At 60.5% G+C, this 21,166-nt stretch carries 33 protein-coding genes; 1 reads left to right on the forward strand and 32 read right to left on the reverse strand.

All coding sequences use genetic code 11. From position 1 onward, the window contains the following. Positions 1 to 13 precede the first annotated feature (13 nt). From cobM to AACZ65_RS15190, 7 genes are all read right to left on the reverse strand, one after another. The gene (gene cobM / locus AACZ65_RS15160) at positions 14 to 787 is read right to left on the reverse strand and encodes a precorrin-4 C(11)-methyltransferase (RefSeq protein WP_297542848.1); all 774 of its coding nucleotides are present in this window, start codon (positions 785 to 787) and stop codon (positions 14 to 16) included. After that, a complete protein-coding gene (gene cobJ, locus AACZ65_RS15165) occupies positions 784 to 2,601 on the reverse strand; it encodes a precorrin-3B C(17)-methyltransferase (RefSeq protein ID WP_339672231.1) in 1,818 nt (605 codons plus the stop codon). The genes cobM and cobJ overlap by 4 nt, the downstream gene beginning before the upstream one ends. Next, on the reverse strand, positions 2,592 to 3,293 hold the full coding sequence (gene cobI / locus AACZ65_RS15170) for a precorrin-2 C(20)-methyltransferase (protein WP_339672233.1): 702 nt from the start codon (positions 3,291 to 3,293) through the stop codon (positions 2,592 to 2,594). Before cobI ends, cobJ begins: the two co-directional genes overlap by 10 nt. Before the next feature lie 53 nt (positions 3,294 to 3,346). After that, positions 3,347 to 4,558: a precorrin-6y C5,15-methyltransferase (decarboxylating) subunit CbiE gene (gene cbiE / locus AACZ65_RS15175; RefSeq protein ID WP_339672235.1), complete on the reverse strand. Its 1,212-nt coding sequence runs from the start codon at positions 4,556 to 4,558 to the stop codon at positions 3,347 to 3,349. Then, on the reverse strand, positions 4,555 to 5,199 hold the full coding sequence (locus tag AACZ65_RS15180; RefSeq protein WP_339672237.1) for a precorrin-8X methylmutase: 645 nt from the start codon (positions 5,197 to 5,199) through the stop codon (positions 4,555 to 4,557). Before AACZ65_RS15180 ends, cbiE begins: the two co-directional genes overlap by 4 nt. Positions 5,200 to 5,265: 66 nt before the next feature. After that, on the reverse strand, positions 5,266 to 6,546 hold the full coding sequence (locus tag AACZ65_RS15185) for a sirohydrochlorin chelatase (protein WP_339672239.1): 1,281 nt from the start codon (positions 6,544 to 6,546) through the stop codon (positions 5,266 to 5,268). Further along, positions 6,543 to 6,767: a DUF6732 family protein gene (locus AACZ65_RS15190; protein ID WP_339672241.1), complete on the reverse strand. Its 225-nt coding sequence runs from the start codon at positions 6,765 to 6,767 to the stop codon at positions 6,543 to 6,545. The genes AACZ65_RS15185 and AACZ65_RS15190 overlap by 4 nt, the downstream gene beginning before the upstream one ends. A gap of 297 nt (positions 6,768 to 7,064) precedes the next feature. On the opposite strand from AACZ65_RS15190, the gene AACZ65_RS15195 reads away from it, so the two are divergent. Further along, positions 7,065 to 8,039: a glutathione S-transferase family protein gene (locus tag AACZ65_RS15195; protein ID WP_339672243.1), complete on the forward strand. Its 975-nt coding sequence runs from the start codon at positions 7,065 to 7,067 to the stop codon at positions 8,037 to 8,039. 27 nt (positions 8,040 to 8,066) lie between these two features. On the opposite strand, the gene AACZ65_RS15200 is transcribed toward AACZ65_RS15195, so the two are convergent. From AACZ65_RS15200 to rpsJ, 25 genes are all read right to left on the reverse strand, one after another. Beyond that, positions 8,067 to 8,504: a GFA family protein gene (locus tag AACZ65_RS15200; protein WP_339672245.1), complete on the reverse strand. Its 438-nt coding sequence runs from the start codon at positions 8,502 to 8,504 to the stop codon at positions 8,067 to 8,069. A gap of 219 nt (positions 8,505 to 8,723) precedes the next feature. Next, positions 8,724 to 8,912: a 50S ribosomal protein L30 gene (gene rpmD / locus AACZ65_RS15205; RefSeq protein WP_008281890.1), complete on the reverse strand. Its 189-nt coding sequence runs from the start codon at positions 8,910 to 8,912 to the stop codon at positions 8,724 to 8,726. A gap of 12 nt (positions 8,913 to 8,924) precedes the next feature. Further along, positions 8,925 to 9,491 (reverse strand): 30S ribosomal protein S5, encoded by a 567-nt coding sequence (rpsE, locus tag AACZ65_RS15210; protein WP_037273496.1) that lies wholly within the window; start codon positions 9,489 to 9,491, stop codon positions 8,925 to 8,927. 12 nt (positions 9,492 to 9,503) lie between these two features. Further along, positions 9,504 to 9,863: a 50S ribosomal protein L18 gene (gene rplR / locus AACZ65_RS15215; RefSeq protein WP_037273494.1), complete on the reverse strand. Its 360-nt coding sequence runs from the start codon at positions 9,861 to 9,863 to the stop codon at positions 9,504 to 9,506. An 11-nt stretch (positions 9,864 to 9,874) separates the two neighbouring features. Further along, the gene (gene rplF, locus AACZ65_RS15220; RefSeq protein ID WP_037273493.1) at positions 9,875 to 10,408 is read right to left on the reverse strand and encodes a 50S ribosomal protein L6; all 534 of its coding nucleotides are present in this window, start codon (positions 10,406 to 10,408) and stop codon (positions 9,875 to 9,877) included. A 12-nt stretch (positions 10,409 to 10,420) separates the two neighbouring features. Beyond that, positions 10,421 to 10,813: a 30S ribosomal protein S8 gene (gene rpsH / locus AACZ65_RS15225; RefSeq protein ID WP_037273490.1), complete on the reverse strand. Its 393-nt coding sequence runs from the start codon at positions 10,811 to 10,813 to the stop codon at positions 10,421 to 10,423. Positions 10,814 to 10,826: 13 nt separating this feature from the next. Beyond that, entirely contained in the window at positions 10,827 to 11,132 is a 306-nt protein-coding gene (gene rpsN / locus AACZ65_RS15230; RefSeq protein ID WP_037273488.1) for a 30S ribosomal protein S14, read from the reverse strand. A gap of 19 nt (positions 11,133 to 11,151) precedes the next feature. Further along, positions 11,152 to 11,715: a 50S ribosomal protein L5 gene (gene rplE, locus AACZ65_RS15235; protein WP_037273485.1), complete on the reverse strand. Its 564-nt coding sequence runs from the start codon at positions 11,713 to 11,715 to the stop codon at positions 11,152 to 11,154. After that, positions 11,708 to 12,019 (reverse strand): 50S ribosomal protein L24, encoded by a 312-nt coding sequence (gene rplX, locus AACZ65_RS15240; protein WP_008281883.1) that lies wholly within the window; start codon positions 12,017 to 12,019, stop codon positions 11,708 to 11,710. The genes rplE and rplX overlap by 8 nt, the downstream gene beginning before the upstream one ends. A 1-nt stretch (position 12,020) precedes the next feature. Next, on the reverse strand, positions 12,021 to 12,389 hold the full coding sequence (rplN, locus tag AACZ65_RS15245) for a 50S ribosomal protein L14 (RefSeq protein ID WP_008281882.1): 369 nt from the start codon (positions 12,387 to 12,389) through the stop codon (positions 12,021 to 12,023). A gap of 79 nt (positions 12,390 to 12,468) precedes the next feature. Beyond that, positions 12,469 to 12,699 carry a 30S ribosomal protein S17 gene (gene rpsQ / locus AACZ65_RS15250; protein WP_008281880.1) on the reverse strand — a complete coding sequence of 77 codons (231 nt, stop codon included), beginning with the start codon at positions 12,697 to 12,699 and terminating at the stop codon, positions 12,469 to 12,471. A 12-nt stretch (positions 12,700 to 12,711) separates the two neighbouring features. After that, the gene (gene rpmC / locus AACZ65_RS15255; RefSeq protein ID WP_339672256.1) at positions 12,712 to 12,912 is read right to left on the reverse strand and encodes a 50S ribosomal protein L29; all 201 of its coding nucleotides are present in this window, start codon (positions 12,910 to 12,912) and stop codon (positions 12,712 to 12,714) included. A 248-nt stretch (positions 12,913 to 13,160) separates the two neighbouring features. Further along, the gene (locus AACZ65_RS15260; protein ID WP_008281878.1) at positions 13,161 to 13,367 is read right to left on the reverse strand and encodes a cold-shock protein; all 207 of its coding nucleotides are present in this window, start codon (positions 13,365 to 13,367) and stop codon (positions 13,161 to 13,163) included. A gap of 208 nt (positions 13,368 to 13,575) precedes the next feature. Then, positions 13,576 to 14,196, reverse strand: a complete 621-nt coding sequence (locus tag AACZ65_RS15265; RefSeq protein WP_339672258.1) for a 2OG-Fe(II) oxygenase family protein — start codon at positions 14,194 to 14,196, stop codon at positions 13,576 to 13,578. Positions 14,197 to 14,296: 100 nt separating this feature from the next. Next, positions 14,297 to 14,710, reverse strand: a complete 414-nt coding sequence (gene rplP / locus AACZ65_RS15270) for a 50S ribosomal protein L16 (protein WP_008281876.1) — start codon at positions 14,708 to 14,710, stop codon at positions 14,297 to 14,299. 13 nt (positions 14,711 to 14,723) lie between these two features. Continuing rightward, complete coding sequence (gene rpsC / locus AACZ65_RS15275) at positions 14,724 to 15,431, reverse strand: 30S ribosomal protein S3 (RefSeq protein ID WP_296632362.1); 708 nt, start codon at positions 15,429 to 15,431, stop codon at positions 14,724 to 14,726. After that, positions 15,431 to 15,811, reverse strand: coding sequence for a 50S ribosomal protein L22 (rplV, locus tag AACZ65_RS15280; RefSeq protein ID WP_008281874.1), 381 nt, complete (start codon positions 15,809 to 15,811; stop codon positions 15,431 to 15,433). Before rplV ends, rpsC begins: the two co-directional genes overlap by 1 nt. Positions 15,812 to 15,814: 3 nt before the next feature. Continuing rightward, the gene (rpsS, locus tag AACZ65_RS15285) at positions 15,815 to 16,093 is read right to left on the reverse strand and encodes a 30S ribosomal protein S19 (RefSeq protein ID WP_008281873.1); all 279 of its coding nucleotides are present in this window, start codon (positions 16,091 to 16,093) and stop codon (positions 15,815 to 15,817) included. A gap of 3 nt (positions 16,094 to 16,096) precedes the next feature. Then, entirely contained in the window at positions 16,097 to 16,939 is an 843-nt protein-coding gene (gene rplB / locus AACZ65_RS15290; RefSeq protein ID WP_339672264.1) for a 50S ribosomal protein L2, read from the reverse strand. Positions 16,940 to 17,211: 272 nt separating this feature from the next. Then, the gene (locus AACZ65_RS15295; protein WP_339672266.1) at positions 17,212 to 17,970 is read right to left on the reverse strand and encodes a class I SAM-dependent methyltransferase; all 759 of its coding nucleotides are present in this window, start codon (positions 17,968 to 17,970) and stop codon (positions 17,212 to 17,214) included. Between the two features lie 432 nt (positions 17,971 to 18,402). Then, positions 18,403 to 18,771 carry a hypothetical protein gene (locus AACZ65_RS15300; RefSeq protein WP_339672268.1) on the reverse strand — a complete coding sequence of 123 codons (369 nt, stop codon included), beginning with the start codon at positions 18,769 to 18,771 and terminating at the stop codon, positions 18,403 to 18,405. 189 nt (positions 18,772 to 18,960) lie between these two features. Continuing rightward, the gene (locus AACZ65_RS15305; protein ID WP_008281870.1) at positions 18,961 to 19,257 is read right to left on the reverse strand and encodes a 50S ribosomal protein L23; all 297 of its coding nucleotides are present in this window, start codon (positions 19,255 to 19,257) and stop codon (positions 18,961 to 18,963) included. Continuing rightward, the gene (gene rplD / locus AACZ65_RS15310; RefSeq protein WP_339672271.1) at positions 19,254 to 19,871 is read right to left on the reverse strand and encodes a 50S ribosomal protein L4; all 618 of its coding nucleotides are present in this window, start codon (positions 19,869 to 19,871) and stop codon (positions 19,254 to 19,256) included. Before rplD ends, AACZ65_RS15305 begins: the two co-directional genes overlap by 4 nt. Beyond that, positions 19,868 to 20,710, reverse strand: coding sequence for a 50S ribosomal protein L3 (gene rplC / locus AACZ65_RS15315; protein ID WP_037273465.1), 843 nt, complete (start codon positions 20,708 to 20,710; stop codon positions 19,868 to 19,870). The genes rplD and rplC overlap by 4 nt, the downstream gene beginning before the upstream one ends. Before the next feature lie 12 nt (positions 20,711 to 20,722). Next, positions 20,723 to 21,031 (reverse strand): 30S ribosomal protein S10, encoded by a 309-nt coding sequence (rpsJ, locus tag AACZ65_RS15320; protein WP_037273464.1) that lies wholly within the window; start codon positions 21,029 to 21,031, stop codon positions 20,723 to 20,725. Between the last annotated feature and the right edge of the window lie 135 nt (positions 21,032 to 21,166).

Here is a 21,166-nt window from a genome sequence, read left to right on the forward strand (position 1 = left end):
CGAATCGTAAGGTCTACACCTTCGCCGCCACCTTGGGCCGCAGCACATGCGGCACCCCCGGATCATAGAGCGCGCTATCCTTGAAATCAGCAATCTCGCCCAGAACTTTTCCCACCAGAATCAATGCGGTACGGGTAATCTTCTCGGCCCGGACCTTGGCGTGAATGTCCGCAAGCGTGCCCCGGATAAACATCTGATCCGGCCAGCCCACCCGGTAGGCCACCACCACGGGGCAGTCATCGCCATAGTAGGGCGCCAAAATTCTGTGTATTTCCCGTAGGTTACGGATACCAAGGTGAATCGCCAGCGTGGCACCCGTCCGCGCGAAATTCTCCAGCGTCTCGCCCTCGGGCATCGACGTGGATTTCATGGAAACCCGCGTCAAAACAATGCTTTGCGCGATTTCTGGCACGGTCAATTCCTGCCCCAGCGCCGCCGCCGCCGCCGCATAGGCCGGAACCCCCGGAATGATCTGATAATCAATGCCATCAGCCCGGAGTTTACGAATTTGTTCCGCAATCGCACCATAGAGTGACGGATCGCCCGAATGCACCCGCGCCACGTCCAAACCCTTGTTATGGCTCTCTAAAATGACCGCGTGGGTATCCTCCAGCGTCATCGGCGCGGTGTCCATGACCAGCGCTCCCTCAGGTGCCCCGGCCACAACCTCGGCCGGCACAAGGCTCCCGGCATAAAGGCAAACGGGGCATTGCCCGATGATGCGCTCCGCCTTCTTGGTCAAAAGCTCGGGATCGCCCGGCCCTGCACCGATGAAATAGACAGTCATTTCAATGCCTTCCCTATTCTGACCTCGGCCAGATCGCCGTCAATCTTGCGCGCATAGCCGCGCGGCGTGAACATGCGCGGCCCCTCGCCCAACTGCGCCAGACGGCTGTTGGACGACCCGACCAGAACAACCGTTAACATATCCACCTCATCCACCTGCAAATCGGCCAAGCGCCTGTATCGCAAGGATTCTTCCGGTCGCCCCAGCGAGCTTGCCAAGAGCACAGGCGTATCCGCCGGACGGTGTTTGAGCAAAATATCCCGCGCCTCGGACAATAAAGTCCGCCGCGTCTTGGACACCGGATTGTAGAAAGCGATCACGAAATCGCCCTCTGCCGCAGAATTCAATCGCCGAATGATATCTTCGCGCGGCGTCAATAGGTCACTCAGCGAAATCGTGCAGAAATCATGCCCAAGAGGGGCCCCCGCCCGCGCCGCCGCAGCCTGCAGCGCCGACACACCGGGCGAGCACACAACCTCCACCCGCCGCGCCGCGTCACTCACCCCCTGCGCTTCCGGCCCGCGATCCAAGAGCTCGAAAACCAGCGCCCCCATCGCGTAAATACCTGCATCTCCTGAACAAATCAGCGCAACGTTCTTTCCCTGCCCTGCCTGTTCCAGCGCATAACGGCACCGCGCCTCCTCGCCTCCCAGCGGAAAATCGCTGCGACTCTTCCCCGCTGCCAATGGACCCAAGAGGTCGATGTAGAGGCCATAGCCCACCAACTCGTCCGCCTCCGCCACCAGACGAGAGACTTCCGGCGTCCGCCAACTTGCCTGTCCGGGGCCAATGCCCAGCACGCTCAAACGCCCGCGCGCGCGCCCCGGCATCTCGGTAATGACCGCCTCGGACCGGCTCAGCGCACAGGTTGCATTGGCAGTTTTCCGTTTTTCTACAACAAGTTGCCCACCACATGCCAGTGCCGCACCCTCGGACACGCCATGGCATCCAACCTCGGCAAAAACCACTTCGGACGGGTTCGCCAACTGCCCTGCAAAGGCCTCCAGCTCCGCCGCAGTGAACAGGCGGAAGGGCACACCCAACCGCCGCGCCACAGCATTCATGGCACCTTCGTCAGCCTTGAGGTCAATCGACGCCACACAGGCCACCGCCCCCGGCGCAATATTGGCCTCGTCCAAGGTCCGACAGACCAGATCCCAAAGTTCCTCGGTCTCGCAGCCCCGCGCGCAACCAAGACCAAGCGCATAACGCTGCGGATGATAGACGAGCCGCCGATCATTGCCCGCAACCGATGCCTCAGTCACCACCAATTCGACAGAGCCACCCATCTCTTTGATGTCAAATATATTTTCTCCAGTGACACTGACACCTTCACCCGCCAGCATCGCCGCCATCGCCGCCTTGGCATCCTCGGTATTGGCCAGACGGTAGCCCATGGGCGGCGCATCGAGGGCCACGCCCATCGCCACATCGCCTGCCGTCGTCACCGCCGCAACGGCGCCTAGACCCTCGGCAATCACCGCCGCCAGCCGGTTTGCCCCGCGGTGCCCCCCCAAGAGCGGCACGACCACCGAGCCATCGTCGCTCACCGAAACCACAGGCGGCTCTCCCCGCTTGTCGCTCAACATCGGCGCGACCGCCCGAATCAGGATACCGCTGGCACAGACCCCCACCACCGGCACCCCGGCAGCAAAGAGGTCACGCGCATGATCGAGCGCATTGGGAAACCAGGCCGCCGCTTGGTCCACACGCCCCTCGCGGCCATGCACATCGCCGCCGATCAGATCAGCCACGCGATGTGCCACCGCCTCACCAGAGCGGCTCAGCGCCAGAACAACAGGTCTCACAGCCATGGATCGGCCCCTTTCGTGAGCAGAATCATTGAAAAATATGGCGCCTTTTCAGGCACTTGCGCCAGCGGGCAGACCACCTCTTCGGGCAGGCTCGCGCGTTCGACATAGACGGCATGCGCGGTCAGCCCCAGATCGTCGATCACCGCCCGGATCTTGGAGAGATGCCGCCCCACTTTCATGATGGCTACGCTTTCGGCCCCCTCGATCCGCGCCCGCAACTCCGCCTCGGGCAACGGGCCCGGCAGCACTGTCAGCCGCTCGTTGCGCGCCACCAAGGGCCGCCCCGCCCGCGCCGCGCAGGCGGCGATCGAGGTGACGCCGGGCACAACCTCGACCTCATAGCGCCCACTGAGGCGGGCAAAGAGATACATGAAAGACCCATAGAAAAACGGGTCCCCTTCACAGAGGCATACCACATCCTGCCCCTCATCCAAGGCCCCGGCAATCTCGGCCGCGCCTCGATCATAGGCCGCTTGTGCGGGCGCACGCTCGACCGTCATCGGCACATCCATCACGATCTCGCGCGTGCCCGGCGCAATCGCTCCGGCGGCAATCGCGCGGGCAAAACTCTCACCTCCCGCCAATGCCGGATAGGCCACCACGCGCGCAGCCGAAATCAGCCGATGCGCCCGGAGAGTCATCAGCTCGGGGTCGCCCGGTCCGAGGCCTACGCCAAAGAGCTTACCGGCCATGCGCGCGCGCGCCTTTCATCGTTCCAAAGATGCTCAATTCCGACGCCCACCGCTCATCGCTTCACCAGGCTCCATTGCGTGACCGGCATGAGTGGCCGCCAACCCGTCAGCCCCCCCACTGGCTCTGCGCGATTGACCTGCAATTTCACCAACTCGCCGCCGTGTTGCTTGTAGAGCGCCACTAACACCGCCTCGCTCTCCAAGGTGACGGCGTTGCACACCAAACGTCCCAAAGGCCGCAGCGCGCCCCAAGCTGCCTCGAACACTGCCTCCGACAGCCCGCCGCCGATGAAAACTGCATCCGGGGCCTCAAGCCCGGTCAACGCCTCGGGCACACGACCTTCGATCAACTCCAGTCGCGGCACACCAAGCGCCAATGCATTCGCTGCCGCCATCGCGCGGCGATCCGCGCGCGGCTCGATGCCAATCGCGCGAGCATAGCGCGAGCCGCGCATCCACTCTACCGCAACCGAACCGCAGCCGGTGCCGATGTCCCACAACAGCGCCCCACGCATCGGCATCAACTTGGCCAGCGTGGCGGCGCGCACCTCGCGTTTGGTCATGGTGCCGTCGTGTTGAAAGAGATCATCCGCCAGTCCCGGCACGCGGGGCAACAACGCGGCCTCGGGGGCGGCCACACAGTCCACTGCCAGCGTGTTGAACGGCGGCACCACATGCGCCCAGCTTTCGGCCAGCCCATCAAACCGCGCCTCCTCGGCCCCGCCCATATTGGCCAGGACCGTCATCCGCGATTGACCAAACCCCCGTTCGGTCAGAAACTTGGCGATCTGCCCGGGCGTTTCGGCGCCCGTGGTCAGGATCAAGAGCCGCGCATCGGGTTGAATGAAGGCGATCATCTGCTCGACGGGGCGCCCATGCACCGTCAGCGTCTCAAGATCCGCCATGCTCCAGCCCATCCTTGCCGCAGCAAGCTGAAACGCCGAAAGCTGCGGATGATAGACAATCTCGGAGGGCGGCAAAGAACGCCCGATCCGCGCGCCGACCGAGAACCACAGCGGGTCGCCCGTGGCCAGAACCACTACACGCCGCCCGCGCAGCCCTGCCAGAAGGCCGGTTAGCGCATCAAACGGCGAGGGCCAGGCGATGCGCTCTGCCGTCACGGCCTCGGACAAGTGGTGATGCCGCTCGCCGCCCACGATCACCTCTGCGGCCTCGACAATGGCGCGGGTTGCGGGCAAGAGCCCGGCCATCCCATCCTCGCCAATGCCAACGATATGCAGCCAAGTGTCCACGTTGCCGGTCATGCGCGCACCTCTGGCAAGCCTGCGGCAAGGGCATTGACCGCCGCGCTCGCCATCGCCGATCCGCCGCGCCGCCCGCGCAGGGTCACAAAGTCGCAGCCGCGTGGATTGTCCGCCAGTTCCGCCTTGCTCTCAGCCGCGCCAACGAACCCCACGGGAAAGCCCAGGATCAGCGCCGGGCGCGGCGCGCCCTCGTCGAGCAATTCGAGGAGATGAAAAAGCGCGGTCGGCGCATTGCCGATCGCCACCACGGCACCCTCCAGCCGTTCCGCCCACAACTCCACCGCCGCCGCCGAGCGCGTATTGCCAATCCCCGCAGCGATTCCCGGCACGCGCGGGTCATTCAACGTGACGATCACCTCGTTGTCTTGCGGCAGGTAGCGGCGGATGATGCCCGCGCCCACCATCTCGCAATCGCAAAACACCGGCGCACCGGCCTGCAAGGCGGCATGGCCCGCAGCATAGGCCCCGCTGGAAAACGCCAGACGATCCGCCACCTCGACCATACCGCAGGCATGAATGAGCCGGATCGCAAGCGCCTCCATGCCGGGGCCAAACCGATCGAGCCGCGCCTCTTGGCGCACTGTGGCAAAGCTCATCTCGTAGATGGCAGAGGGGTTTTTTTCATATGGGCGCACTGTCATGCCTTTGCAAATACCGGGAGCGTAAGAGCCCTCGGCGGGAGTATTTTCACCAAGAAGAAGCCGAGCCTAGGCCTTGGTCCGCCGCGCGCTCTCTGGCCCATGCGGATGGCGGGCATGGGGATAGGGCGCGTGGTGGTGGTCGTGATCATGATGGTGATCATGCCCGTGGTCATGTGCATGATCATGATCATGATCGTGGTGATGGTGATGCCCGTGATCATGGTCATGGTGGTGCTTGGCCTGCGCCTCCAACCGGCATAGCCCCGTGCAGAAGGTATCGCAGAGCATGCAATCGGCCACGTTCGAGCCGGGCGCAGAGGCGCCCTGCCCTTCGACATGGTGATGATGGCTTTCCTGCACCGCCCCAACCTCGGCCTCGAAGCCCAGAATCTGGGTCCGGTATTTGCACATGACGCAGGTCGGCGGCGGCACATCACCAAACGCCGGATGCCCGGTGCCCCGCGCCTCGGCCAAGGCGGCGCGCTGTTCGGGCGTGATGCGTTGCACCGCCCCGCCTTCAATGGCGAGGATTTGCGTGCGATACTGACAGGTGCCACAATTGGGCGGCGGCACGGCGCTCAGTTGCTCTGTCACACGTTCGGCAAAGGTTTCGAGAACCTTGGGGTGGTCCCCGAGATAGCCGGCCTTGACGAATTGCATGCCCGGATGCTCGGCCGCGACGCGGTCGGTAAAGCCATAGATGCGGTCAATCAGAATGCCGGAAAAGAGGAAATAGGGAAATACCACCACGCGTTTGTAGCCCAGTTTGACCACATGCTGCAGGCACGGCTCGACCAGCGGGAAGGTGACACCGGAATAGCCCACCTCGCACCAACCAAAGCCCATGCCTTCGTGCAAGAGCCGCGCGATCTTGGCGACATTGGCATTGGCATCCGGGTCGGACGCGCCACGCCCGATCACCACGAGGCAGGTGTCATGCAGGCCAACCTCGCCATGTTTCACATTGGCGCGGTCAATCGCCTCGCGAATGCGGGCCCCGGCAGCGGCGATCATCTTGGGGTCCACCCCCAGTTCACGACCATAGCGCACCTCGATCCCATGCGTGGCGGCATAGGTATTAAGGACCGTGGGAATGTCGTTCTTGGAATGCATGGCGGCAAAGAGCATCCCCGGCACCGCCAGAATCCGCTCGCAGCCCGCCGCGCGCAGACGGTCCAGACCATCGCGGATCACCGGGTTGGCAAATTCGAGATAGCCGTATTCCATCAGCCAGTCATCGGGCAGATAGCCCGGCAGTTTATCCGCCAACACGCTGAATTCATCGACCGCCGACTGGCTGCGCGAGCCGTGCCCGCAGATCATCACACCTGTTTTGACCATGCTCATGCCTCCTGCGGCGCTTCGTCAGTGCTCTCTTCTTCGGCTTCATCTGTCTCTGCCCGCTCCTTGCGCGCGCGCAGCCCGGACCAAAGGCCTATCGCAATCGCCGCCCCAAGGGCGGCGGCCCCCAACCAGTGGCCATGCCCCGCCACCTCGGCCAGATGGCCCGGATGGGCATAGGCAGCGGTGCCGCTCAATAGCGCAGTCAGAATCGTGGCAAATCGCATGGCAGTCCCCTTTTGCTCGGTCACGCGACAGGGCGAAAAGGGATGATCGGGCCAGGCGGCCCCGACGACGCGCGATCCGCTCCCGACATGGGTCAGCCAATCGTCGCACACCTTTCCGGCCCGGTCGCGGGCTTCGTCATGGACGCTTATAGGCGCAGCGCCGCGATGCTGCAAACGAAGAAACGAAGCCCCCGCCCCCGTTCGCGACATGTGCAGCTCTGCACGGGCGCTGCGCGGTGCTGCGGCTTACCCGCCCATGCCAGTGCCCCTAGATTGGCCTGAAAAAGGAGAGATGACATGGGCCAACTGGTCAACGGCAAATGGCAAGACACATGGTACGACACCAGTTCGACAGGCGGAAAATTCGTGCGCTCGACCGCGAAATTCCGCAGTTGGATCACGTCGGACGGCAGCGCCGGACCGTCGGGCGATGGCGGTTTCAAGGCGGAAAGCGGACGCTATCACCTCTATGTGTCGCTGGCCTGCCCTTGGGCGCATCGCACGCTGATCTTTCGCGCGCTCAAGGGCTTGCAGGATCACATAGACGTCTCTGTCGTACATCCAGACATGCTCTCGGAGGGCTGGGAATTCCGCACCGACTTCTCCTGCGCGACTGGCGACCGGCTCTATGGTCTGCCCTATGCGCGCGACATCTATCTCAAGGCTGACCCAGACATCTCAGGCCGTGTGACGGTGCCGATCCTCTGGGACACAGAGCGCGAAACCATTGTTTCGAACGAAAGCGCCGAGATCATCCGCATGTTCAATTCCGCCTTCGACGGGATCACCGACAACTCTCTGGATTTCTGGCCCGAAGACCTGCGCGCCGAGATTGAGTTGGTAAATGAGCGCATCTATGACACCGTCAACAACGGCGTCTACAAGGCCGGTTTTGCCACCAGCCAAGAGGCCTATGACAGTGCCGTGCATCCCCTCTTTTCAAGCCTCGATTGGCTGGAAGAGCGGTTGGGCCAGACTCGTTACCTGATGGGCGACCGCGTGACCGAAGCCGATTGGCGGCTCTTTACCACCCTCATCCGGTTTGATCCGGTCTATCACCTGCACTTCAAATGCAACCGCGCGCGCATTGTCGATTACCCGAACTTGTGGGGCTATCTGCGCGAGCTCTATCAATGGCCGGGTGTGGCAGAGACGGTCAATTTCGACCATATCGTACGCCACTATCATTACAGCCATGACACGATAAACCCCAACCGGATCATTCCGATCAACCCGGTTCTGAACCTCGAGACACCACATGGCCGGGGCTAAGGTACGTCCCGACCATGGATAAACCTCTCAGGATGACGGCGGCCAAACGAAATCGGGACGCAACGCGGGATAGACCGGGCGGCCATCATCGGGCTTGGGCACGCCCGTCGCCGGGTCATAGAACGCATGATAACTGGCTGAGGCGATCTTGTCGCCATAGCCCATGAGGTTGGGCACGATCACGCGGATTCGGTGCTGCTTGTCATCAAGCATGATCGGCGCGCCGCAGGTGCCGCAGGTGCACAGCTCCAGCGGACCATCGGGGTTGTTGGCGTTGAACGGCTGGCGCTTCAAACCCGCCTCGTTATCCACCACGACATCACCGTGGTTGTAGAACACCACATGGGTCGTGTCCTGGCCCGTCACACTCTTGCAAACGGAACAGTGACAGGTGTGATTGTCGATCGGTGCATGTTTGGTATGGGTATGGATGTGGTCGCAACCACCGGAACATTGGTCATACATCGGCCTTCCTCCTCAAAGCGATGCGGATGGGTGATCGAGGATTCAAACCCCCGGATCAACCCCGGCTCTGAACCTATCACGCACCATGCCAGAGCCCGGCGCTGATTCTGGTCGGACGCGACTAAAGGATGACCCCACCGCATCACGCAAAAAGCCCCGATCCTCACGGACCGGGGCGTTCTGATTTTTACTGGCTGAGATATCTCAGCCTGCGACGGTTTAACCGCGCTCCTCGATGATCTTAACCAGATGCGGCAGCTTGTTGACCATGCCACGCACCGAGGGGGTATCCTCGAGCTCACGGGTCTTGTGCATCTTGTTCAGACCCAGACCGATGAGGGTCTGGCGCTGATCCTGAGGGCGGCGGATCGGGCTGCCGATCTGCTTGACGACGATGGTTTTTGCCATTTGTCCCGTTCCTTACGCTTCTGCCGCTTCGGCTACCGGCGCTTCGTCACCCTTTTTCAGGATGTCGGCCACCTTCTTGCCACGGCGCTGCGCCACCATACGCGGGCTGGTCTCTTTGCGGAGACCATCGAGCGTGGCGCGGATCATGTTGTAGGGGTTCTGCGAGCCGGTCGATTTCGCGACTACGTCCTGAATCCCCAACATCTCGAACACGGCGCGCATCGGGCCACCGGCAATGATGCCAGTACCATGCGGAGCTGTGCGCATCACGACCTTGCCGGCGCCATGACGCCCTTCCATGTCGTGGTGCAGGGTGCGGCCCTCGCGCAGCGGCACGCGGATCATTGCGCGCTTGGCCGCCTCGGTGGCTTTGCGGATGGCCTCGGGGACCTCCTTAGCCTTGCCCTTGCCAAAGCCTACCCGGCCCTTTTGATCGCCCACGACCACCAGTGCCGCAAAGCCAAAGCGCTTACCGCCCTTGACCGTCTTGGACACACGGTTGATCGCGACGAGACGATCGGCGAACTCCGGGGCTTCCTCGCGTTCGCGACGGTCGCGGCGGTTGTCTTCTCTTGCCATTCTCTCGTCTCCTTAAATCTTCAGGCCAGCTTCACGCGCGGCGTCGGCAACTGCCTTGACACGCCCGTGAAACAGAAAGCCGCCCCGATCGAAATAGGCCTCGGTGATGCCGGCTTTTTGGGCCCGCTCGGCAATCGCGGTGCCAATCTTGGTGGCAGCCTCGACATTGCACTTGCCCACCATGCCCAGATCCTTTTCGAGGGTCGAGGCGGCGGCGAGCGTCACACCGTTGACGTCGTCGATCAGCTGCACGCTGATGTTCTTGTTGGAGCGGTGAACGCTGAGGCGCACGCGCCCTGCATTGACCTTGCGGAGTTTGTTCCGAACGCGCAGGCGGCGTTTGAGGAACAGTTTTCTTTTGCTGTTTGCCATCTGTCGCGTCCTTACTTCTTCTTGCCTTCCTTCTGGAAGATGTACTCGCCTTTGTAGCGGATGCCCTTGCCCTTGTAGGGTTCGGGACGCCGCCAGTCGCGGATATTGGCCGCGACCTGTCCAACGAGCTGCTTGTCCGTGCCTTCGACCACAAGCTCAGTCTGCTTGGGCGCGGTCACGGTCACACCGTCCGGAATGGGGAAATCGACATCATGGCTGAGGCCGAGGTTCAGCTTGAGCACGTTGCCCGCCATCTGGGCACGATAGCCCACACCGCGGATTTCCAGCTCTTTCTTGAAGACATCCCGAGCGCCGTGCACCATGTTGGCGATGACCGTACGGGTCATCCCCCACTGCTGGCGCGCGCGCTTGGATTTGCCGCGCGGCGTGACCGAGATCTCATTATCCTCGACGGTGATGGTGACATCATCCGTCGCGGTAAAGGTCTTGGTTGCCTTGGGGCCTTTGACTTCGATCTTCTGTCCCGACAGCGTCACAGTGACATCGGAGGGCAGGGGAACGGGTTTCTTACCAATTCGTGACATGACCAGGTCTCCTTAGAAGACAGTGCAGAGCACTTCGCCGCCAACATTGGCTGCGCGCGCGGCTGCATCCGACATCACACCCTTGGAGGTGGAGACAATCGACACACCCAGACCTTGACGGACCTGCGGAATGTCATCGACGCCCAGATAGACGCGACGACCGGGCTTGGAAACCCGCTTCATTTCGCGAATGACAGGCGTGCCTTCGTAGTATTTGAGGCTGATTTCGATAGCGGGATGGCCATTGGCATCCTGCGTCATCTCATAGCCACGGATATAGCCCTCGGATGCCAGAACATCGAGAACGCGCACACGCATTTTCGAGGCGGGGGTCATCACGGTGGACTTGCCACGCATCTGCGAGTTGCGGATACGGGTGAGCATATCGCCGATAGGATCGTTCATATCTCTGACCTCCTCACCAGCTCGATTTCACGACGCCGGGCAGCTGCCCGCTCGAGCCGAGCTCGCGCAGCATGATCCGGGACACTTTGAGTTTGCGGTAGTACGCGTGCGGACGGCCCGTAAGCTGGCACCGGTTGTGCAGCCGCGTGGCCGAGCTGTTGCGCGGCAGTGCAGCAAGCTTGAGAGAGGCGCGGAAACGCTCTTCCATCGGCTTGCTCTGGTCATTGATGATCACTTTCAGCGCGGCGCGTTTCTTGGCGAAACGATCCACCAGAACTTGGCGCTTCTTCTCGCGCTCGACCATTGATTTCTTAGCCATAGATCTATCCTCCCCCGGCTCAGCTGTTGAAGGGCATGTTGAATTGCTTCAACAGCGCCTTGGCTTCAGCGTCGGTCTTCGCCGTGGTTGCGATGACAATGTCCATCCCCCAGACTTCGTCGACCTTGTCGAAGTTGATTTCGGGGAAGATGATATGTTCCTTGATGCCCATGGCATAGTTGCCACGCCCATCGAACGACTTGCCCGAAACCCCACGGAAGTCGCGGATACGCGGCATCGCGATGGTGATCAGACGGTCGAGGAAATCATACATACGGTCGCCACGCAGTGTGACCTTGGCCCCAAGCGGCATGTCTTCGCGAACGCGGAAACCGGCGATAGAGTTGCGGGCCTTGGTGACGACAGCGCGCTGACCGGCGATCGTGCTCAGGTCTTCCTGTGCCGACTTCGCCTTTTTCGAGTCGCGCACAGCCTCGGCACCGCAGCCGATGTTGAGCACGATCTTTTCAAGACGCGGGATCTGCATGTCGTTCTTGTAGCCGAACTCTTCCTTCAGAGCAGGCTTGATGACCTCGCGGAAATGCGTCTTGAGGCGCGGGGTATAGGTTGCGGTATCAAGCATCGATCACGTCCCCCGTGGTCTTGGCATAACGGACCTTCTTGTCGCCTTCGATCTTGAAGCCAACGCGGGTCGGTTTGCCGTTCTTATCGACAATCGCCAGATTGCTGAGGTCGATCGGCATCGCCTTGGGGATGCGACCGCCTTGGCTGGTCTGGCTCTGGCGGGTGTGGCGGATCGCCATGTTCACGCCTTCAACCACGGCCTTGCCAGATTTCGGGTCAACATTGGTGATCGTACCTTTTTGGCCCTTGTCCTTGCCGGACAGAACGACCACGGTGTCACCTTTTTTCAGTTTGGCAGCCATCTTACAGCACCTCCGGGGCGAGCGAGATGATTTTCATGAAGTTCTTGGCACGCAGCTCGCGAACGACCGGCCCGAAAATACGGGTACCAACCGGCTCACCTGCGTTGTTCAGGATCACGGCGGCGTTGCGGTCAAAACGAATGGCGGTGCCGTCTTCACGACGGACTTCCTTGGCGGTGCGCACGACGACGGCCTTGCGGACGTCGCCCTTCTTCACGCGACCGCGCGGGATGGCTTCCTTGACCGAGACGACAATGATGTCGCCCACGGATGCGTATCGACGCTTGGAACCACCCAGAACCTTGATGCACTGAACTCGGCGAGCGCCGGAGTTGTCAGCAACATCCAGGTTGGTCTGCATCTGGATCATTTGGTTTCTCCCGACCTATGGGGGGCGATGCACTGCCTTGTCCCCAGGGTTTCGATTAATGCCAAAAGGCGCTAAAGGCTTATGCCTCCAGCACCTCCCAGCGTTTCGTCTTGGACTTGGGCGCGCATTCGATGATCCGAACGGCATCGCCCACTTTGAACGTGTTGTTCTCATCGTGAGCCCGGTATTTCTTGGACTTACGAATGGTTTTCTGAAGCACGGGGTGCTTGAAACGACGCTCGACCGATACGGTTACGGTCTGGGCGTTTGCGTCAGAGGTCACAACCCCTTGAAGAATACGTTTAGGCATATCTCGGGCTCCTTACTCTGCTTCCGCGTTGGCTTTTTCGTTCAGAATGGTCAGCACGCGCGCGGCGTCGCGGCGGGCAATACGCATCTGAGCGGGGTTCTCCAACTGGCCGGTAGCCGCCCGAAAACGCAGATTGAACTGCTGCTTCTTCAGGTTGGTGAGTTCCTCCCGGAGCTGATCCGGGGTCTTGTCACGCAGTTCCTTGGCGTTCATCGCCTTTTCCTTTCTCAAAACACCGGCCAGCCCCTGACGGTTTGCTCAGGGTAACTCGAAACCCGGTGGATGAATTGCAAATACCCGAATCCCCGGACTGGCCGGGCAAGCAGATTGGGGCTCTATACGGGAGGCGGTAGCAGAGGGCAAGCGAAACCTCCGACAATCTTAAAAACACCCGCCAATAGCCGCAGGACACGAAAACGGCCCCGGGTTTCCCCGAGGCCGTTCCCATCAGATCAGATCGCTTATGCGAGCTGGAGGTTCGACGCGCTCTCACGGCCGTCACGGCCGGATTCGATGTCGAAGGTCACTTTCTGATTGTCGGCGAGGCCGGTCAGGCCTGCGCGCTCAACAGCGCTGATGTGGACGAAAACGTCCTTGCCGCCATTGTCGGGCGCGATAAAGCCGAAGCCTTTGGTGGAATTGAACCATTTCACGGTGCCGTTGGCCATCGTGATGTCTCCTCTGGTAGTGCTGCCCGCGGGAATGCGGCAGTCGCGGCGTGGTCGGTCTGGATCGAGATACTGACAGCCGGTTTAGAGGAGCAGATGATCGAAATAGAATAACGTTAGCCCCTTGCACATGGGGGAGTTTGCCAAATTTTACAAGGGGAAAACCAAAAATACCGTGGATTCACTAAAATCAGGCGGTTTTACGCCCTCAACTCCAAGAATAATTGAAGCTGACACTGATGCGGTCATCCTCGGACATGTTCATCGGCACCTCATGGCGCAGCCATGATTCCCACAAGAGCACATCGCCCACCACCGGCTTGGCGTAAATGAACGTGCGCAATTCCTGCCGCGCGTCCTTGCGCCGCACCGGAGAGGCCATCATGCGCGCCGATCGCGGGTCTTCCAGCTTGAGCGCGCTTGTGCCATCGGGCATCGCTACATAGGTCGTACCGGAAATCACTGAATGTGGGTGGATATGGCTCGCGTGCATCCCGCCTTCGGGCAGGATGTTGATCCATATGTCCTCTAGCTTCAATTCCTTGCCATCCAGATCGAACTCCAGATCCTCGGCAAAGGCCGCGACATGGGCGTCCAGCACCTTGACCAGATCGGCAAAAATCGGGAACCGCCACGGAAGGTCGCTGAGCGAGGCATAAGAGGTGTAGCCGGGATAGCCATTCTCGTCGCACCATTCCTGTCCCGCCTCGTCATCCTCGGCGATGGAATAGCAGGACGCCTCCAATTCCTTGGCATCAATCGCGGGTGCGTGCTCGCTCAGGGCGGCACGATAGAGGCGGGTCACGAAGAGAGAATCGATATTGGGCATGGCCCGCTCTTAGCGTGGTGCCAAGCAAGTGGCAAAGAAAAACCCCCGCGCGATCTCTCGCACGGGGGTGTTTCGTAGCATGGGTGTTACCCCATGGTCCTTACCAGTCTTCGCGGACCACGACGCGCGTCTTGATCGGCAGTTTCATCGCCGCCAGACGCAGCGCCTCAAAGGCGATCTCTTCGCTCACACCGTCGATCTCGAACATGACCCGGCCCGGCTTGACCTTGCAGGCCCAGTAATCGACCGAACCCTTACCTTTACCCATCCGAACCTCGGTGGGCTTGGACGAGACCGGCACATCCGGGAAAATCCGGATCCAGACACGGCCTTGACGTTTCATGTGACGCGTCATGGCACGACGTGCGGCCTCGATCTGACGCGCGGTGATACGCTCGGGCTGAGTGGCCTTGAGACCGAAAGTGCCAAAGTTGAGATCAGAGCCGCCCTTGGCTTCGCCCTTGATCCGGCCCTTGAACTGCTTGCGGAATTTGGTGCGCTTTGGTTGAAGCATCTTTCATTCCTCCTTAACGGCGGCCGCCGGCGCCACGGGGCGCGGGACCATCCTGGAGTTCCTGGGCCTTGCGGTCACGGGCACCGGGATCGTGCTCCATGATTTCACCCTTGAAGATCCAGACCTTGATACCAATGATCCCGTAGGCCGTGATGGCCTCGACGGGGGCATAGTCGATGTCCGCACGCAGCGTGTGCAGCGGCACCCGGCCTTCGCGATACCACTCGGTCCGCGCAATCTCGGCACCGCCAAGACGGCCCGAAACGTTGACCCGGATACCAAGCGCACCCATGCGCATCGCGTTCTGCACGGCACGCTTCATGGCGCGACGGAAGGACACACGACGCTCAAGCTGCTGTGCGATGCTCTCACCCACAAGGGCCGCATCCAGCTCGGGCTTGCGCACTTCGACGATATTGAGGTGCAATTCGCTCGCGGTCATTGCCGCCAGCTTCTTGCGCAGACCCTCGATGTCGGCGCCTTTCTTGCCGATGATCACGCCGGGACGTGCAGTGTGGATCGTGACGCGGCACTTCTTGTGCGGACGCTCGATGATCACACGGCTGATGCCGGCCTGCTTGCACTCTTCGCCGATGAACTTGCGCATCGCAAGATCCTCGAGCAGCAGATTGCCATAGTCCTTTGTGTCGGCATACCAGCGGCTGTCCCAGGTGCGGTTCACCTGCAGGCGCATGCCAATCGGATTGACTTTGTTACCCATTAGGCTTGCTCCTCAATTTCACGCACCTTGATTGTCAGCTCCGAGAACGGCTTTTTCAGCGCGCCAAAGCGACCACGGGCACGCGGACGGCCACGCTTCATCACAAGGTTCTTGCCGACATAGGCCTCTGCAACGATCAGACCATCCACATCGAGATTGTGGTTGTTCTCGGCATTGGCAATCGCAGACTGAAGACACTTCTTGACATCCTGCGCAATGCGCTTGTTCGAGAAGGTCAGATCGGTCAGCGCCTTGTCAACCTTCTTGCCGCGGATCATCGCAGCAACGAGGTTCAGCTTTTGCGGGCTGGTACGAAGCATGCGCAACTTGGCCATCGCTTCGTTGTCTGCCACGCGGCGGGGGTTCTTTTCCTTGCCCATGACTTACTTCCGCTTCGCTTTTTTGTCTGCGGCATGACCGTAATAGGTCCGGGTCGGCGAATATTCACCGAACTTTTGACCAATCATGTCTTCGCTGACGTTGACAGGGATATGCTTGTGGCCGTTGTAGACGCCGAACGTGAGACCCACGAACTGCGGCAGGATCGTCGAACGACGCGACCAGATCTTGATGACTTCATTACGCCCCGACTCGCGCGCTGCCTCTGCCTTTTTCAAGACATAGGCATCGACAAAGGGGCCTTTCCATACAGAACGTGCCATGTGTTAGCGGCCCTTCTTCTTGGCGTGACGCGAGCGCACGATGAGATCCTGCGACGCCTTGTTCTTGTTGCGGGTGCGCGCGCCTTTGGTGGGCTTGCCCCAAGGCGTAACCGGGTGACGACCACCCGAGGTCCGGCCCTCACCACCACCATGGGGGTGGTCGATCGGGTTCATAACCACACCACGTACAGACGGGCGGATGCCTTTGTGACGCATACGGCCCGCTTTGCCGTAATTCTGGTTCGAGTTGTCTGGGTTGCTGACAGCCCCAACAGTGGCCATGCATTCCTGGCGCACCAGACGCAGTTCGCCCGAGCTCAGACGGATCTGAGCATAGCCACCGTCGCGGCCCACGAATTGCGCATAGGTGCCAGCGGCGCGTGCAATCTGCCCGCCCTTGCCAGCCTTGAGCTCGATGTTGTGAATGATCGTACCGATGGGCATGCCCGAGAACGGCATCGCGTTACCCGGCTTGATGTCGGCCTTGGCCGAGGCGACCACCTTGTCACCAATCGCCAAACGCTGCGGTGCCAGGATATAGGCCTGCTCGCCATCATCATATTTGATCAGTGCGATAAATGCGGTCCGGTTCGGGTCATATTCGATCCGTTCCACGGTTGCCGAAACATCGAATTTCGTCCGCTTGAAATCGACGATGCGATAGAGGCGTTTCGCCCCGCCGCCCTTGCGACGCATCGTGATCCGTCCGGTATTGTTCCGGCCGCCATTCTTGGTCAAACCCTCGGTGAGGGATTTGACCGGACGTCCTTTCCACAGCTCCGAACGGTCGATCAGCACCAGCCCACGCTGGCCCGGCGTCGTCGGCTTATACGACTTGAGTGCCATGCTTTCTGTCTTCCGTTTGCTTACGGCGGGATGCCCCGCCTATGTTATAGCCCCCCGAGGGTGGCCAAGGTATGAGGCCCCGTAGGTCCCCGGTTAGAGTTGCCCTTGCGAACAACAGCGAAGCCCCGGACGAATCCGGGGCCTTGCGGATGGGGTCTGATAAGGGAGGTCACCTGCGCGGTCAAGGGGTTTGCCCAAGATTTAAAGGGCCGCGGCGGTGTCTGCATGGCGCTGTGCGTTGGCCACAGCCCCACACCCGTGCACTCGGGTTTTTACGCCGTCGCCTTGCGCAGCAGAACACGGCGCGCTTTAGGCGGCGCGGCCATGTCAGACAACGCACCAAACTCTTCCAGCTTTTGTGCCTGTGCGGCTGATGTGCTCCGGCGCAAGTCGAAAATCGCCGCGCCGCCAGGCCGCAAAACCTTGTCAAGAAACGGCAGATACGGGTCCACCGGATAGTGAAACCCACAAGAGAGAAAGCTTACAGTCAAATCTACAGGCTTGGACGCCTCGACCGGCTTCTTGGATGGGTTCAATGTTTCGATCATGCTCGACTTGATCCCATTCGAGACGAGCAAACGCTTGGCCCGGCTGAGCGAGGAATAGGCCGCACCCTCTAGATTGAACCCGAAATGCCGGTGCGTGTTCTCCTCGATATCAATCAAAAGCACCTGACACCCAAGATCCTGCGCGGCAAAGAGATCAAAGAACCCATAACCACAGCCAATATCAGCCAGCCGTTTGAGGTTCAGATCCTGCAACAATCCTTTGATAGCCTTGTATTCGGCGTGAATGACCCCGGCGGCCCGGCGCGCGATGGTCTCCCCCATCTCGTCCACCACGGCTTGGATCGGCGCATCATCGCCCTCTTGCCACGCCTTGATAACGCGCCCCGACTTGGGACGGTCAAACATCACTTCGGAGCGCTGCAAGATCAGGTTAATAAGATCGCCACGATCAAAGCATGTGAGATCGAGTGACGCGATCCGATCCTCCTCGGCCTCGGCGGCAATGTCGATTTCAAGCTGCATCGAGTTCTCTCATTGCCGGAGTTCATCGCCTCGCCAGCTATCATTGCCCCGTCCCGGAGGAAAGGCAAGTTTTCTCAACCTACTAAAAAACCCCGTCCACATTTCGACGGCCTGGGTTCAAATCTCGATCCGTATGGAGGGTGCTAACCCACCACCGCTCACAGCTCGGATGCGGACCGCCGCCCATGCAGCCAACGGGCTGGGAAGGAATATATAGGGCAAGCGAGCCGCGTGATCAGCCAAGCGCGCAGAGGCGATCTATCGCTCGCTCAGCGAACGTTAGGTCAGCCAAATCCACGAGATCTTTGAGCGATAAACCAAGCCTAACCAAATCTATGACGTATGAGGGCAAGCATGCCTAACGACGCTCTCAGTACGGCAACCACGCGGCCGCCTTTGGGCTCGTTCCGCCCGACAAGGCACGCCATTCCATCAGAAAAGCCCCTTCACGGTTTGATAACCGATCAGAATAACCACCCACAGCGCGATGGCTGTCAGGATCGACGCGACCTGAAAGAACACATGGCGCAGAAAGAACGCTGTCGGGATCAGGCTAAGTGAATGGGGTGTCCGGGGCCTAAAGCTCTTTTCGGTCACAAAGAACCAGTGGCCTGCCCCGTATGTCGTCCGGATCAATCTTGCACGGGACGGGGGCGCGCCTGTTCGTTTCGTATAGTACTCGATGAACTCGGCCTTGTAATTGAACAGCGGGAAAATAGAGGCCAGCAAAAGCCCGGAAAGCCAGATCGACGCCAATCCCACAATCAGGAAACCAAAGAGTAGCTGGAAAACCGACCACATGCATACTCCTCCTCGTCTTTCCCCCCTACCGCTTTGACGCTTACGCCGCTGCCCACGTCTGAACAAGTCTTCCAGCCGGAGCGTGGGTTGGCACCCCTAGCCATCATTTTCCCATGAGAAAACCCCGGCCACCTCTCGGCAGTCGGGGTTCTTATTTCAATCCATAGAGTGGGGAAAGCCCCACCACGATCAGAGACCCGTGGTCACGTCGATCGTGTTGCCCTCGGCGAGGGTCACATAGGCTTTCTTGACGTCATTCCGACGGCCAAGCTGACCCCGGAAGCGCTTTTGCTTGCCCTTTGTGATCGTGGTGTTCACAGCCGTCACCTTAACCCCAAAGAGCGCCTCAACGGCCTCTTTGATGGCAGGTTTGTTGGCATCCATATGGACCTCGAACACCACAGCCCCATTTTCCGAGACCATGGTGGCCTTTTCGGTGATGATCGGCTTGCGGATCACATCGTAATGTTCAGGTTTCGCGCTCATTTCAGACGAGCCTCCAGTGCTTCGACACCCGCCTTGGTGATCACGAGCGTGTCACGCTTGAGGATGTCATAGACATTTGCGCCGACCGACGGCAGCACATCGAGACCCTCGATATTGGCCGCGGCACGGGCGAATTCTGCATTCACCTGTGCGCCGTCGATGATCAGCGCGCGCTTCCAGCCGAGGTTCTTGACCTGCTTGGCCAATTCCGCCGTCTTGCCATTCGACGATGCCTCGTCGAGGATCACAAGCGCGCCTGCCTTGGCCTTGGCCGAGAGCGCGTGCTTGAGACCAAGCGCGCGGACCTTCTTGGGCAGGTCATGCGCATGGCTGCGGGGTGTCGGACCCTTGTAGATACCACCGTGACGGAAGATCGGCGCATTCTTGTCACCGTGGCGTGCGCCGCCGGTGCCCTTCTGGCGATAGATCTTCTTGGTGGAATAGCTGGTTTCCGACCGGGTCTTGACCTTGTGCGTGCCAGCTTGCGCCTTGTTACGCTGCCAGCGGACGACGCGGTGCAGGATGTCCGCACGGGGATCGAGGCCGAAGATGTCTTCGCCCAGATCGACCGAGCCGGCCGTGCCGCCGTCCAGTTTGATCACGTCGAGTTTCATTCTTCGCCTTCCTTCTTCTCGGCCTGAATGCTGGCCTCAGCCTCTTTCAGAGCAGCTTCCTCAGCGGCGGCAGCCTCTTCGGCCAGACGCTTGGCTTCAGCTTCTGCTTCAGCCGCAGCAGCAGCGGCCGCAGCCTCAGCAGCTTTGGCAGCCTCTTCCGCAGCAGAGCGCAGCGCGGCGGGCAGAATGGCGTTCTCGGGGAACGGCTTTTTCACCGCATCCTTGATCGTCACCCAACCACCTTTTGAGCCGGGAACAGCACCCTTGATCATGATCAGGCCACGGTCCGCATCCGTCTTGACGACCTGAAGGTTTTGCGTGGTGACACGCACGGCCCCCATATGACCGGCCATTTTCTTGCCCTTGAACACCTTGCCCGGGTCCTGACACTGACCCGTCGAGCCGTGCGAACGGTGGCTGATCGACACACCGTGGCTGGCCCGAAGACCACCAAAGTTGTGCCGCTTCATCGCACCGGCAAAACCTTTACCGATCGAGGTGCCCGAGACATCCACGAACTGACCTTCAAAGTAATGGTCAGCGGTGATTTCCTCGCCCACGTTGATCATGGCCTCAGGCGCCACGCGGAATTCCGCGATCTTGCGCTTGGGCTCGACCTTGGCTGCGGCGAAATGGCCACGCATGGCTTGCGTCGTGCGCTTGGCTTTGGCGGTGCCAGCCCCAAGTTGCACGGCCGTGTAGCCGTCTTTCTCAGGGGTGCGCTGTGCCACCACCTGAAGTTTGTCGAGTTGAAGAACGGTCACAGGAACCTGTTTGCCGTCTTCGAGGAAAAGCCGGGTCATGCCGACTTTTTTCGCGATCACACCAGAGCGCAACATCTCTTGCTCTCCTTAAACCGAAATCTGCACGTCCACGCCTGCGGCGAGGTCGAGCTTCATCAGCGCGTCCACCGTCTGCGGCGTGGGATCGACGATGTCCAAGAGACGCTTATGCGTCCGAATCTCGAACTGGTCGCGGGATTTCTTGTTCACGTGCGGACCACGCAGAACCGTGAATTTCTCGATCTTGTTCGGCAGCGGGATCGGCCCACGCACCTGGGCACCCGTCCGTTTGGCGGTATTTACGATTTCCTGCGTGCTGGCATCCAGCACACGGTAATCAAACGCCTTGAGCCGAATGCGAATATTTTGGCTTTGCATTTGTCTTAGCCTTTCGCGGCATTGGAGTTGATAGGAGGAAGGCCGGACCACCCGGCCTCCCTCGTCGAACCCTTAAAGGTTGTTACTCGATGATCTTCGACACGACGCCGGCGCCGACGGTGCGGCCGCCTTCGC

The organism is uncultured Roseovarius sp. (assembly GCF_963972555.1).
GTDB lineage: Bacteria > Pseudomonadota > Alphaproteobacteria > Rhodobacterales > Rhodobacteraceae > Roseovarius > Roseovarius mucosus.

Excerpts from the sequence above, each read along its gene's own strand:
- rpsQ (WP_008281880.1), bottom strand. The coding sequence starts at position 12,699 with ATGCCTAAACGTATTCTTCAAGGGGTTGTGACCTCTGACGCAAACGCC.
- rplD (WP_339672271.1), bottom strand. The coding sequence starts at position 19,871 with ATGAAACTCGACGTGATCAAACTGGACGGCGGCACGGCCGGCTCGGTC.
- AACZ65_RS15190 (WP_339672241.1), bottom strand. The coding sequence starts at position 6,767 with ATGCGATTTGCCACGATTCTGACTGCGCTATTGAGCGGCACCGCTGCC.
- AACZ65_RS15260 (WP_008281878.1), bottom strand. The coding sequence starts at position 13,367 with ATGGCCAACGGCACCGTGAAATGGTTCAATTCCACCAAAGGCTTCGGC.
- rplP (WP_008281876.1), bottom strand. The coding sequence starts at position 14,710 with ATGCTTCAACCAAAGCGCACCAAATTCCGCAAGCAGTTCAAGGGCCGG.
- rplE (WP_037273485.1), bottom strand. The coding sequence starts at position 11,715 with ATGCTTGATACCGCAACCTATACCCCGCGCCTCAAGACGCATTTCCGC.
- AACZ65_RS15295 (WP_339672266.1), bottom strand. The coding sequence starts at position 17,970 with ATGCAGCTTGAAATCGACATTGCCGCCGAGGCCGAGGAGGATCGGATC.
- cobI (WP_339672233.1), bottom strand. The coding sequence starts at position 3,293 with ATGGCCGGTAAGCTCTTTGGCGTAGGCCTCGGACCGGGCGACCCCGAG.
- cobJ (WP_339672231.1), bottom strand. The coding sequence starts at position 2,601 with ATGGCTGTGAGACCTGTTGTTCTGGCGCTGAGCCGCTCTGGTGAGGCG.
- rplB (WP_339672264.1), bottom strand. The coding sequence starts at position 16,939 with ATGGCACTCAAGTCGTATAAGCCGACGACGCCGGGCCAGCGTGGGCTG.
- AACZ65_RS15305 (WP_008281870.1), bottom strand. The coding sequence starts at position 19,257 with ATGAGCGCGAAACCTGAACATTACGATGTGATCCGCAAGCCGATCATC.
- rplX (WP_008281883.1), bottom strand. The coding sequence starts at position 12,019 with ATGGCTGCCAAACTGAAAAAAGGTGACACCGTGGTCGTTCTGTCCGGC.
- rpsN (WP_037273488.1), bottom strand. The coding sequence starts at position 11,132 with ATGGCTAAGAAATCAATGGTCGAGCGCGAGAAGAAGCGCCAAGTTCTG.
- AACZ65_RS15185 (WP_339672239.1), bottom strand. The coding sequence starts at position 6,546 with ATGAGCATGGTCAAAACAGGTGTGATGATCTGCGGGCACGGCTCGCGC.
- cbiE (WP_339672235.1), bottom strand. The coding sequence starts at position 4,558 with ATGACCGGCAACGTGGACACTTGGCTGCATATCGTTGGCATTGGCGAG.
- AACZ65_RS15195 (WP_339672243.1), top strand. The coding sequence starts at position 7,065 with ATGGGCCAACTGGTCAACGGCAAATGGCAAGACACATGGTACGACACC.
- rpsE (WP_037273496.1), bottom strand. The coding sequence starts at position 9,491 with ATGGCAAGAGAAGACAACCGCCGCGACCGTCGCGAACGCGAGGAAGCC.
- AACZ65_RS15200 (WP_339672245.1), bottom strand. The coding sequence starts at position 8,504 with ATGTATGACCAATGTTCCGGTGGTTGCGACCACATCCATACCCATACC.
- rplN (WP_008281882.1), bottom strand. The coding sequence starts at position 12,389 with ATGATCCAGATGCAGACCAACCTGGATGTTGCTGACAACTCCGGCGCT.
- rpsH (WP_037273490.1), bottom strand. The coding sequence starts at position 10,813 with ATGAACGATCCTATCGGCGATATGCTCACCCGTATCCGCAACTCGCAG.
- rplV (WP_008281874.1), bottom strand. The coding sequence starts at position 15,811 with ATGGGCAAGGAAAAGAACCCCCGCCGCGTGGCAGACAACGAAGCGATG.
- AACZ65_RS15265 (WP_339672258.1), bottom strand. The coding sequence starts at position 14,196 with ATGCCCAATATCGATTCTCTCTTCGTGACCCGCCTCTATCGTGCCGCC.
- rplF (WP_037273493.1), bottom strand. The coding sequence starts at position 10,408 with ATGTCACGAATTGGTAAGAAACCCGTTCCCCTGCCCTCCGATGTCACT.
- AACZ65_RS15300 (WP_339672268.1), bottom strand. The coding sequence starts at position 18,771 with ATGTGGTCGGTTTTCCAGCTACTCTTTGGTTTCCTGATTGTGGGATTG.
- rpsJ (WP_037273464.1), bottom strand. The coding sequence starts at position 21,031 with ATGCAAAGCCAAAATATTCGCATTCGGCTCAAGGCGTTTGATTACCGT.
- rpmD (WP_008281890.1), bottom strand. The coding sequence starts at position 8,912 with ATGGCAAAAACCATCGTCGTCAAGCAGATCGGCAGCCCGATCCGCCGC.
- rpmC (WP_339672256.1), bottom strand. The coding sequence starts at position 12,912 with ATGAACGCCAAGGAACTGCGTGACAAGACCCCGGATCAGCTCCGGGAG.
- rplC (WP_037273465.1), bottom strand. The coding sequence starts at position 20,710 with ATGTTGCGCTCTGGTGTGATCGCGAAAAAAGTCGGCATGACCCGGCTT.
- cobM (WP_297542848.1), bottom strand. The coding sequence starts at position 787 with ATGACTGTCTATTTCATCGGTGCAGGGCCGGGCGATCCCGAGCTTTTG.
- AACZ65_RS15180 (WP_339672237.1), bottom strand. The coding sequence starts at position 5,199 with ATGACAGTGCGCCCATATGAAAAAAACCCCTCTGCCATCTACGAGATG.
- rpsS (WP_008281873.1), bottom strand. The coding sequence starts at position 16,093 with ATGGCACGTTCTGTATGGAAAGGCCCCTTTGTCGATGCCTATGTCTTG.
- rplR (WP_037273494.1), bottom strand. The coding sequence starts at position 9,863 with ATGGCAAACAGCAAAAGAAAACTGTTCCTCAAACGCCGCCTGCGCGTT.
- rpsC (WP_296632362.1), bottom strand. The coding sequence starts at position 15,431 with ATGGGTAACAAAGTCAATCCGATTGGCATGCGCCTGCAGGTGAACCGC.